The organism is Pseudomonas syringae group sp. J254-4, assembly GCF_032586855.1.
Classification (GTDB): Bacteria; Pseudomonadota; Gammaproteobacteria; order Pseudomonadales; family Pseudomonadaceae; genus Aquipseudomonas; species Aquipseudomonas amygdali.
Genome location: NZ_JAWHOO010000011.1, coordinates 174,073 through 184,896, shown reverse-complemented (window position 1 = coordinate 184,896; position 10,824 = coordinate 174,073). Strand labels below are relative to the sequence as shown.

Genomic DNA, 10,824 nt, shown 5'->3' with positions numbered 1-10,824 from the left:
TGCAGGACGATTCAGCAGGTCTTCAAGGTCGAGCGACATGCGCTCGCTGACCAGCTCAAGCGTAAAGCAGAAGGGCTGGTTGATGGCCTCATGTCCGGTAAATGAAAGGATTTGAAAGTCATGCTCAAGGCCGTCGACGCTCAGGCTGAAGTAAGGTCGATCAGCGGGGTTCAGCGTCATATGGACCACCGTGCCTAGCCGGTTTATGAAAACCCCGCCGATCCTGTCGGACTGACGGGGCAGTGGAGTTAAGCCGACTTTGGACTTCTCCAGTCATCAGATCCGGTAGTAGTCGCCTTTACGTGATCCCAGGTTATTTTGCGATAGCTGAATTGAACGTCCTCGAGGTGTCCAAAGTGCGAGTTCTTTGGATCCTGGCAGTTGTGCATGTAAGACTTGATGTTGACGATGACCGCATCCTCAAGGGTGGTGGTGTAATAGTGTTCCTGCTTGCCATCGATAGACGTCCGGTACCACTTGATTTCGACTTTGCTCAGTGTTGAGCCCGAACAAAGGGCCTCCAGAAGCAATGGCGAGGTTTTGTCAAAAATTTTTGTGACACAAGCAGGCCCATGAATGCGTTGGCCAGCAGGCTGACCTGACTGCGTATCACAGGGTGTAATAATGTTATGGCTGAATGCCTGGATTATCGCTTCATCTTCATGGCCTTCCTGATAGACGTTGCCGACAGAGTCTGCTGTGAAAGCTCCTGCTGTCAGCGTTTTTTGATTGGCGTCTATGACAGTCATATAGGCGGGTGTAGGCATTAACGTCCTTCCTTGCAGTCGATGGCGCCTCACAAGCGAATCGGCTTGGAGATCGAAGCATTGCTATAACAAGTTACGTGCCAGGTATCTCTTAAGTCAGTAATGTCAGCTGGTTTGGCCATTTACAGGATATGCAGAAGACGCTTGTAGTGAGTTTTCTTCAAGTAAATTGTGCAAGCTTTTGCGCACCGTTATCATTTTTTTGCGCAGTTTTCCAAGCGGCTATCTAAAAATATTAATATTTTCATATGTGGTCTTTCTGTGTGGAGGGTCACATTTTTCGCACGTTCTCCTGACAAGGTTGTTGGCCGTTCAGTAGTCCCTTTCGGTGAATTTTAGATCGAATACATCTGTGAGTTCTGACAGGCATGTGGCAGCGTATCCGGTCAACGGATGATTAAAGCTATAAATATTTTGGTACATAAATTAATTGCTTCCTACATATTTGCTCTGCTCGGGTGTAAGAATTTTCCGAAAGTTTAATATCTTTCGGGTGTCTACTTGCTTGCTGGTTTTTATGGCGATAAAGTCTGCCTGGTTTTATGAGTGGCTGGAAAAGTTTTTCACAATGAAGTGCACGCTATGTGGGGGTGTGAGCAGTGGCCAGTAAAGACAAGCTCTCCATTCTATATCTGGATCTGGCTCGGCACCCTGTCGCGACGGGCGATTACGCAGGCGAAGACATTCGTTTTTCTACGGCATTTGAAGTCCTGGAGCGTGAGTTGGGCGGTGCGCAGGCTATTTTCGGGGAGGTGAACGTAGACTGGCTGCGGATCAGAGAGGGCTGTGAACATATTCTTTCAAACCACTCCAAAGACTTACGCGTCGCCAGCTGGCTGGCCTGGGCTCTATATGAATGCGAGTCTGTTATTGGGTTATCTGCGGGCCTGGGATTGATTCATTATTTGTGCAAAGAGCATTGGCTGCTTTTTCATCCCAGAAAGTTACGAACACGTTCGGCGAGCATGCAATGGCTCTTGCTAAAACTTGAAAAGGCACTGGGAGAAGATATTTCCATTACTCACCAGCTTCCTGAATTCCAGCAACTGCTCAGACAGCTTGATGGATTGGATGAAATATTCAATCTGTATCTGGGAAGTGATGCCCCGTTGTTGCTGCCGTTGAGAAGACGGCTCGCCCGTATGATTCTGCGCGCTGAGCAGGTTGAGAAAGAGCCTGTCAAGGTGGTGGAGCGAGTCAAGCAGGCTGCGGTTCAGTTATTTTCAAGTGACTCCGACATTGACAACGAGAGAGATGCTCAGCGAACTTTAAGTCTGCAAGAGAGTACCGTACGCAGCCTTTGCAGATGGTGGCTCAAGCAAAAAACTACAGACCCACGGGCTTTTCGCCTTGGTCGTTCGCAGGTCTGGTACGCGGTGGACAGTCTTCCTGAGAGAAACAGTGAGAAAATAACGCAGTTAAGGAGATTGCCGGCTGACAAGCTGAGTAATTACCAAGAGCGATTCGAACAGGGTCTTTACGCAGACCTTATTGTAGATATTGAAGCAAGTCTTGCAGGCTCGCCTTTTTGGTTTGATGGTCAGCGAATGGTCTGGAGCTGTCTGAAAGCTTTAGGTGGCGAAGCGGCAATGCGCGAGGTGGAGGTTCAATTTGCTTTGCTTTTAAATCGCGTTCCAGACCTTGTTGAACTTCGCTTTCACGATGGTGTGCCGTTTGCAGACGTGGAGACGTTACAGTGGATCGCCGCTTATATTCTGCTTCCCGAGGTCCATGTCAGTAACGCACATAGCAGCGAAATTCAGAATGACGTGTCAGAACAAAGTTCGTTGTACCAAGACGTCCTGCCTGTTTTGCAGAAAAAAGGGCTTAAGGCCGCTGTGCGATTGGTGAATGATCATTTGAACGGCGTAGAGGGTGGGCGAGAGCGATTTTTCTGCAAACTATGCATCGCACGTCTCTGTATAGATGCAAAAAAATACGAGTTGGCGAAGGTTCAACTTGAGTACCTTGATCAAGAACTTAAAATAGCACGCTTGCCGGTATGGGAACCCACGGTCTTCCTGGATGTATCGCGCTTGTTATATAGCTGTTATGAGCGAATTGCTCTGAACGATAAGGCAGCAGCGCGCAAAGAATTAATTTACCAGAGGCTGTGTCATTACGACCTTGAACGATTTATTGATAGCTAATGTACAGTTGAATGAATTGAGGGGAAATAAAATGGCCAGAGAAGGCTCTGTAGCGCCCAAAGAAAGGATTAACGTGACGTTCAAGCCTGCTGTTGGTGACGCGCAGGAAGAAATAGAGCTGCCGCTGAAGTTGCTGGTTCTTGGCGATTTCATACAACGCGCGGACGAGCGAAAGCTTGAAGAGCGTAAATCAATCAGTATCGACAAGAATAATTTCGATGATGTATTGGCGAAACAGGAGCTTGAACTGGTACTGAATGTGCCTGACCGCTTGCAGTGTGATAGCGGAGCTGACGAGCTGACTGTCAGCATCAAGGTCTCTTCGATGAAAGACTTCAACCCTGCCAGTCTCGTCGAACAGATTCCGGAGCTTAAAAAGCTGATGGAGCTCCGCAACGCCCTAATGGCGCTCAAGGGGCCGCTGGGGAACATGCCTTCTTTTCGCAAGGCCATCGAGCATGTCATTACGGATGAAACATCGCGTAAGAACGTGCTGGATGAGCTTGGCCTGGATGTCGCGTCGCAACGGTAATGTCGGATTTATTGTCAGGAATTAATATATGAACACAAAAGCCATACCGCAGCGCGACGCAAATGAGCTTCACCATGGAATTCTCGATCAGATTATTGCGCATACCCGATTAGAGCCTTGTGACGACGCCTATGGCATTGCCAAACGAGGGGTGGCAGCATTTATTGAAGAGTTGCTGAAGCCGCGTAATAACAACGAGCCTGTCAAAAAAGCGCTGGTTGATCGGATGATTACCGAGATTGACGTCAAGCTGAGTCGCCAGATGGACGAGATCATCCATCATGTAGAATTTCAGGCGTTGGAAGCTTCATGGCGTGGGTTGCAGTTACTGATTGATCGAACCGATTTTCGTGAAAATATAAAAATCGAGTTATTAAGCGTTTCCAAACAGGATCTTCTAGAGGATTTCGAAGATTCACCTGAAGTGGTTCAGTCGGGCCTCTATAAACACGTCTATACCGCTGAGTACGGCCAGTTTGGCGGTAATCCCGTTGGCGCAATCATCGCCAATTATTTCTTCTCGCCAAGCGCCCCTGATGTCAAAACCATGCAATACGTTTCAAGCGTTGCCTGTATGGCGCATGCACCTTTCATCGCTGCTGCGGGTGCCAATTTTTTCGGGCTTGAGCAGTTCACCGGTCTGCCTGACCTCAAGGATCTGAGCGATCATTTCGAAGGGCCGCAGTTCGCCAAATGGCAGAGCTTCCGGCAGCAAGAAGACGCTCGGTATCTTGCCTTGACCGTGCCGCGTTTCCTGCTGCGCAGTCCTTACGAGCCAGAGGAAAACCCGGTAAAAACGTTTGCCTACAAGGAAAACGTTGCTAATAGCCACGAGCACTATCTATGGGGAAATACGGCCTATGCATTTGCGACGAAGCTGACAGACAGTTTTGCCAAATTTCGTTGGTGTCCCAACATCATCGGGCCACTGAGTGGTGGTGCGGTGGAAGACCTTCCCTTGCACCGATTCCACAGCATGGGTGAAATCGAGACAAAGATTCCGACGGAGGTCCTGGTCTCTGATCGCCGAGAGTATGAACTCGCAGAAGAGGGGTTTATCGCGCTGACCATGCGCAAAGGAAGCGATAACGCCGCGTTCTTTTCCGCAAGTTCGGTGCAAAAGCCCAAGTTCTTTGGCAACCATTCGGAAGGCAAAATAGCCGAGCTTAATTACAGGCTGGGGACCCAGCTGCCCTACATGATGATTGTCAACCGCCTCGCGCACTACCTCAAGGTGTTGCAGCGAGAGCAGATCGGGTCCTGGAAAGAGCGAGCGGATCTGGAGAGTCAACTTAATAAATGGATTCGCCAGTACATTGCAGATCAGGAAAACCCGAGCGCGGAAGTGCGAGGAAGACGCCCGTTACGCTCAGCGCAAATTATTGTTAGCGACGTTGAAGGTGATCCTGGCTGGTACCGTGTCAGTTTGAATATCCGTCCTCATTTCAAATATATGGGTGCTGATTTTACTCTGTCGCTGGTCGGGAAAATGGAAAAGGAATAGGTAATGCCATGAGAGGCCTCGGTAGTCTTTTTGAACGCCTTGCCGAAGTGAGGTTACAGCCGCCAGGCTTTTCTGAGGAAGAACAGTTAACGGCATCGATAGCGACACATTTGTCGAACATGCTTGGCGCTCGTGCAGGAAGCGTGAAAATGCTACCTGATTATGGCTTGCCTGACTTGAATGACATGAGCATGAGCGCTCACGATATATTGAGGCAGTCCCGAGTGGCAATCGAGAAAGCTGTCAGGCTCTATGAGCCACGCTTGTCAGAGGTTTACGTTATGTCTGAAGGGCACTCGGAAAATAGGCTGACACTGCAATTTTTTATTGACGCAACTTTAAAAGCTGACGGCATTAAAAAGGCTGTTCGGTTTTCCGCAACTGTCAGCGAATTCGGGAAGGTGAGGGTGAGTTGAGTATGCCAAGTTATTCTCGCGAATCAGTTGCTTTCTGTTTCTTTACCTAAACTCCGTTATTCATTCATAAAACAAGATCCGGCGGGTGAACATTGTCATTTAACCATTACTATCAAGAGGAACTGATGGCCCTGCGTCAGTCGGGCCGGCAGTTTTCTGATCGCAATCCGGCATTGGCTTCTTTTTTGGGGCAGGCAGGTCAGGATCCTGACGTGGAACGGTTGCTTGAAGGGTTTGCTTTCCTGACGGGTCGTTTGCGTCAAAAACTCGATGATGATCTGCCTGAGTTGACTCATTCGCTTATGCAGTTGTTATGGCCTAATTATATGCGACCGATGCCGGCAGTGAGCATGTTGCAATTCGATCCGTTGATGGCTGTAGGGCCTGGCATAAGGGTCGAGCGCGATACCCCGGTAGAAAGTGAGCCCGTGAAGGGGCAGGTCTGTCAATTTCGTACCTGTTTTCCAACCGACATTCTTCCACTGAAGTTGGCGCATGTTTCCTACTCGGCCAGCGCGGAGGCGGCGACATTGACGTTGTCTCTGGAGATGACAGGTGACGGGCACCTGGGGGCGCTGGAGCTGAATAAGCTACGCCTGCACTTTGCAGGCGATCGCGCTATTAGCCAAGCGCTGTATCTTGGCCTCATGCGCAAACTGAAAAGCGTTAAGTTATTACTGTTGGATGAACAGGGCAAGCCGCTTCTGAATGGGGATGGCAAATCACATGAACTGAGCATTTCTGCAGATCAAGTACGGCCAGTGGGTTTTGCGGAAGATGAGTCATTGATCCCTTATCCGCTGAACACTTTTCGCGGTTATCGCTACCTGCAAGAGTACTTTTGCTTTCCGGAAAAATTCCTTTTTTCTGATATTGGCGGTCTTCAGATCATCACATCAGTGGGTGAAGATCTATTGAAAGTTGCTCGTGGCTTTCAGCTAATCTTTGAAATGCATGGCGAGGATATGCTGCACCTTCGGCCGAAGGTTGAACATATAAAATTATATTGCACACCCGTGGTCAACTTGTTCAAACAGGATGCACTCCCCATTTTGGCCGACGCACGACAGGATGAGTATCTGCTGATTCCTGCGCACTGCGGTCATGGCAAGTGCGGGGTTTACTCGGTTGATAGCGTCACCGGATGGCAGCCAGGAGGCAGGGGATATCAGAACTATGTGCCCTTTGAGTCCTTCGAACATGATCCGGCCGTCGATGTGCAGAGCAACGCCCCTTATTACAGCGTGCGTCATCGTGACTCCGTAGCGCATGGAGGGCTGGATACTTACCTGAGTTTCGATACGCGTGGCGACCGAGACAACGAAACGATCTCGATTGGATTGACCTGCACCAACCATAATCTTCCACAGCAGATCAGGGCCGGCGGGATATGCAAGCCGTGCGAAGGCACTCCAGACTTCCTGCGGTTCAGAAATATTACACCAGCAACTAAAAGCTATGCGCCGCCGATTGGACGTGACTTTCTATGGCGCGTCATTAGTAACATGTCGCTGAATTATCTGTCTCTGGCAAGTATCGAAGCTTTAAAGGTCATTATCGAGACCTACGACTTGCCGCGTTATTACGACAAGCAAGCGGAGAAGGTCAGTCAGCATTTGTTAAGTGGGCTGAAATCGATACGTCACCAGCACGTTGATCGCTTGCATGATGGCCGGCCGGTGCGAGGCATTAAAACCGAGCTGCTCATTGCCCCTGGCGCGCTTGCAGACGAAGCCAGTCTGTTTCTGTTTGCGTCAGTCCTAAACGAATTCTTTGCGCTTTATGCCAGTTTGAATTCTTTCCATGAACTGCATGTAAAAACCGCTCAGGGAGGTGGTTACGAATGGACGCCACGCATGGGGCAGCAGCCGCTGCTCTGACTACGCTCAGCCAGCATATACGGGAATATTCCGTGTATCAGGCGATACCTTTGATCCTCGGGGTTTTACGTGAAGTTCACCCGGATGCTGATGATGAGCAACTGCATGCTTTTCTTGAATTAAGGGCAAATCCCAGTCTTGGATTTCCCTGTAGCGACATAGAACGTCTGGATTTTTTTCATGAGCACACTGATCTGTATGTCCGGTTGTACCTCAACGTGATGAGCCTGGTCGGGTCCGGTTCACCGCTGCCGGCTTTCTATGCCGAGCAGGCGTTGGGGGAACGGGACAAGCCTAATGCCACTCGGGATTTCCTGGATATTTTTAATCATCGCCTGCAAAAACTGATGTTGCCTGTCTGGCGCAAGTACCGCTATCACGCGGTGTTTGCCAGTGGCGCAACCGATCCTTTTTCCGAACATCTCTTTGCATTGATCGGTTTACATGGCGCGCGCATTCGAGAAACAACCGAGTTGAACTGGAAGCGGCTGTTGCCCTATCTGGGGCTCTTGAGTCTGCGTGCTCATTCTGCCGCGTTGATCGAGTCGGTGCTTCGTTACTACTTCAAGCATGCCCGGATGTTCATCGAACAATGTGTCGAGCGAACGGTTGAGATCAGTCGTGCTGAGCTCAATTGCCTTGGCAAAGCCAACAACGAGCCAGGGCGGAATATGGTGCTGGGTGTTCGTGTTCCAGATCGGAGTGGCAAGTTTCGCATTCATATAAAACAGCTTGATTGGGAGCGCTTCCACGAATTTCTACCCGCCGGCCGGAGCTACCAACCGTTGGGCGCACTTGTGCGGTTCACGTTGCGCGATCCACTGGATTACGACGTTTGTCTCGAGCTTCTTAATTCGGATATCAGGGATCTGCGCATTGGCCAATCGAACACCTGCCACCTGGGTTGGACCAGTTGGCTCGGGCGCGAGCATGCCCAAGGGCTTGTGACGTTCAACAGACCGACTAATAAGGACTATTCATGATCGATGTAGACCTGCAGCAGCTCGTCAGAGCCCTTGATGGCCCTACACGCAGCGAGCTTGAGGGGGCCGCCGAACGTTGTGTTTCCAGAGGCAGTAGTAAAATTTCGGTTGAGGATCTGCTGGTTGCCCTGCTGGAACGGCCTGATGGAATGCTTGCGCGTGCGCTGCTGGAGGCCGATGTTGCAGCTGACGAATTTGCAGGCTTCCTTCGCCAGCCGATCGAGCAAAGTGCAATCCGTAACCCGGTATTCTCTGCCGAGCTTGTTCAGTGGCTTCAAGACGCACTGTTGATTTCCAATCTGGATTTGGGCGAAAGCCTCATTGACCAGGCTGCGTTGATTCTTGCCTTGCTGCGCAATCCTTCGCGCTATGCGGACCGTCCATACCAGCCGTTATTGGGCAGGATCAACATTGAACGCTTTCGCGATTACGCCCTTGCCCAGCAATCACCGGACGTAGCAAAGCCAGCCCTGAATCAAAGTGAATCGCTACTTGCACGTTTCACTCATAACCTGACGCAGCAGGCCCGAGAGGGTTTGCTGGATCCCGTACTATGTCGTGATGACTGCTTGCGCCAGATGGTCGACATACTGGCTCGTCGACGCAAGAACAATCCGATTGTGGTGGGCGAGGCGGGTGTCGGCAAAACCGCAGTTGTCGAGGGACTGGCGCTGCGGATCGTTCATGGTGAAGTGCCTGATCTGTTGAAGAATGTCGAGCTACTGTCTCTGGATATGGGGTTGCTCCAGGCGGGCGCCAGTATCAAGGGTGAGTTCGAGCGTCGTTTGAAGGGTGTCATTGAGGAAGTCCAGTCTTCACTCAGGCCTGTCATTCTGTTCATTGATGAAGCCCACACGCTCATCGGGGCCGGTGTTCAGGCCGGAGGGTCGGATGCGGCCAACCTGTTGAAGCCTGCGCTGGCACGCGGGGAGCTGCGTACCATTGCAGCGACAACGTGGGCCGAATACAGACAATATTTCGAAAAGGATCCGGCGCTTGCACGTCGCTTCCAACCGGTCCGCGTAATGGAACCCACGGTGGAGCAGGCCATCACCATTCTGCGTGGGCTCGCGCCGTTATATGAACGCAGTCATGGCGTCTATCTGCGCGATGACGCTGTGGTTGCCGCTGCCCGGCTTTCGGCCCGCTACCTTTCCGGGCGTCAGTTGCCGGATAAGGCAGTTGACCTGCTCGATACAGCGTGTGCTCGTGTGCGAATCGGTCTGGTTGCCGTGCCTGAACGTCTTGAGCATCTGCGAGGTGAACTTGCTCGGCAACGAAGGCATTTCGAGGCAATACAGCGTGATGCCAATGCCGGGTTGTCGGTTGATGAAAGCTTGCTGAATACGCTGGTTTCTGACCTGTCACTAATGCAGAGCGACGCGGATGCGCTTGAGCGCAGGTGGGTTGATCAACTCGCAGCCGTCAAGCGGCTCATTGACCTGCGCAGTCAACTGGCCGACCGAAAAGTACAGCAGGCAGGCGAGGGTAGCGACTCTCAATACACGCAGGCGCTGGAGTCCGAGTTGACTGAGGTCCGACAGGCCCTGATCGATACGCAAGTGAATGAGCGTCTGGTGAGCTTTGAAGTGTGCCCCAGACTGATCGCAGAAGTGGTGAGTGCCTGGACTGGAATTCCGGTGTCGCGATTGGCTCAGGAACACAGTGAACGGATTGACCGTTTCTCTTCAGAACTACGTTTGCGCATCAGGGGCCAGGAGCAGGCGATGCAGACCATCGAGAAATCGGTGAGGGCATCGGCTGCCGGTTTGAATACACCCGGTGCCCCAACCGGAGTGTTTCTTCTGGTAGGGCCCAGCGGCGTCGGCAAGACCGAAACAGCTATTGTTCTGGCTGACCTGCTGTATGGCGGCGAGCGTTTTCTCACGACGATCAACATGTCCGAGTTTCAGGAAAAACATACCGTTTCCCGTTTGATCGGCGCACCGCCGGGCTACGTCGGTTATGGCGAGGGAGGCATGTTGACTGACGCTGTTCGACAGAAGCCTTACTCGGTGATTCTGCTTGATGAGGTGGAGAAGGCGGACCCGGATGTACTGAATCTGTTCTATCAGATCTTCGATAAAGGCGTAGCCAACGACGGAGAGGGTCGGGAAATCAATTTTCGCAACACACTCATTCTGATGACCTCCAACCTCGGCGCCGAGGTGATCCATGCCAACTGCCACGAGAGCACACGCCCTGATGCCAAACAGCTGGCGATTCACCTAGAGCCAGTACTCAGCGCACATTTCAAACCGGCATTGCTGGCCAGAATGCGCGTTGTGCCTTACTACCCCATCACGGGTGTAGCGCTTCGTGAACTGGTCGAACTAAAGCTGAGTCGCCTTGGAGAGAGACTTGAATTCCGTGGCCTCACCTTCAGCTACTCGCAGAGTCTGGTTTGTCATCTACTGGAGCATTGCACACAAAGCCACAGCGGCACCCGACTGATCGATCAGTTACTCGAGTCCTCCCTGACCCCGTTGATAGCGGACCGTTTGCTCAGCGCCATGAGCAGCGGTAAAGCCTTGCGCAGAGTTCATGCGACGCTGGACAGCTCAGGCGGAGTTGTCTGTGAATTCGAATAAC

At 51.4% G+C, this 10,824-nt stretch carries 9 protein-coding genes; 7 read left to right on the top strand and 2 right to left on the bottom strand.

The window, feature by feature from the left end:
• A partial coding sequence (locus tag RYB09_RS15395) for a hypothetical protein (protein WP_316889196.1) occupies positions 1-180 on the bottom strand: 180 nt, incomplete at its 3' end.
• Between the two features lie 68 nt (positions 181-248).
• Positions 249-767 (bottom strand): Hcp family type VI secretion system effector, encoded by a 519-nt coding sequence (locus RYB09_RS15390; RefSeq protein ID WP_058401377.1) that lies wholly within the window; start codon positions 765-767, stop codon positions 249-251.
• Between the two features lie 599 nt (positions 768-1,366).
• Between RYB09_RS15390 and tssA the strand changes: the two genes are divergently transcribed.
• The 7 genes from tssA to tssH all read left to right on the top strand — a co-directional run bounded on the left by tssA (position 1,367) and on the right by tssH (position 10,823).
• Positions 1,367-2,917, top strand: coding sequence for a type VI secretion system protein TssA (gene tssA, locus RYB09_RS15385; protein WP_058401378.1), 1,551 nt, complete (start codon positions 1,367-1,369; stop codon positions 2,915-2,917).
• 31 nt (positions 2,918-2,948) lie between these two features.
• Positions 2,949-3,449, top strand: coding sequence for a type VI secretion system contractile sheath small subunit (gene tssB / locus RYB09_RS15380; protein ID WP_058401379.1), 501 nt, complete (start codon positions 2,949-2,951; stop codon positions 3,447-3,449).
• A gap of 28 nt (positions 3,450-3,477) precedes the next feature.
• Positions 3,478-4,953 (top strand): type VI secretion system contractile sheath large subunit, encoded by a 1,476-nt coding sequence (tssC, locus tag RYB09_RS15375; RefSeq protein WP_058401380.1) that lies wholly within the window; start codon positions 3,478-3,480, stop codon positions 4,951-4,953.
• 8 nt (positions 4,954-4,961) lie between these two features.
• The gene (gene tssE / locus RYB09_RS15370; RefSeq protein ID WP_058401381.1) at positions 4,962-5,369 is read left to right on the top strand and encodes a type VI secretion system baseplate subunit TssE; all 408 of its coding nucleotides are present in this window, start codon (positions 4,962-4,964) and stop codon (positions 5,367-5,369) included.
• Positions 5,370-5,461: 92 nt separating this feature from the next.
• Entirely contained in the window at positions 5,462-7,249 is a 1,788-nt protein-coding gene (gene tssF, locus RYB09_RS15365; protein ID WP_058401382.1) for a type VI secretion system baseplate subunit TssF, read from the top strand.
• Positions 7,213-8,232, top strand: coding sequence for a type VI secretion system baseplate subunit TssG (gene tssG / locus RYB09_RS15360; RefSeq protein WP_058401383.1), 1,020 nt, complete (start codon positions 7,213-7,215; stop codon positions 8,230-8,232). Before tssF ends, tssG begins: the two co-directional genes overlap by 37 nt.
• Positions 8,229-10,823 (top strand): type VI secretion system ATPase TssH, encoded by a 2,595-nt coding sequence (gene tssH / locus RYB09_RS15355; protein WP_122258461.1) that lies wholly within the window; start codon positions 8,229-8,231, stop codon positions 10,821-10,823. Before tssG ends, tssH begins: the two co-directional genes overlap by 4 nt.
• The last annotated feature ends 1 nt before the right edge of the window (position 10,824 follow it).

Coding starts and splice junctions, on each gene's coding strand:
- RYB09_RS15390 (WP_058401377.1), bottom strand. CDS start 767: ATGCCTACACCCGCCTATATGACTGTCATAGACGCCAATCAAAAAACG.
- tssB (WP_058401379.1), top strand. CDS start 2,949: ATGGCCAGAGAAGGCTCTGTAGCGCCCAAAGAAAGGATTAACGTGACG.
- tssC (WP_058401380.1), top strand. CDS start 3,478: ATGAACACAAAAGCCATACCGCAGCGCGACGCAAATGAGCTTCACCAT.
- tssE (WP_058401381.1), top strand. CDS start 4,962: ATGAGAGGCCTCGGTAGTCTTTTTGAACGCCTTGCCGAAGTGAGGTTA.
- tssG (WP_058401383.1), top strand. CDS start 7,213: ATGGACGCCACGCATGGGGCAGCAGCCGCTGCTCTGACTACGCTCAGC.
- tssH (WP_122258461.1), top strand. CDS start 8,229: ATGATCGATGTAGACCTGCAGCAGCTCGTCAGAGCCCTTGATGGCCCT.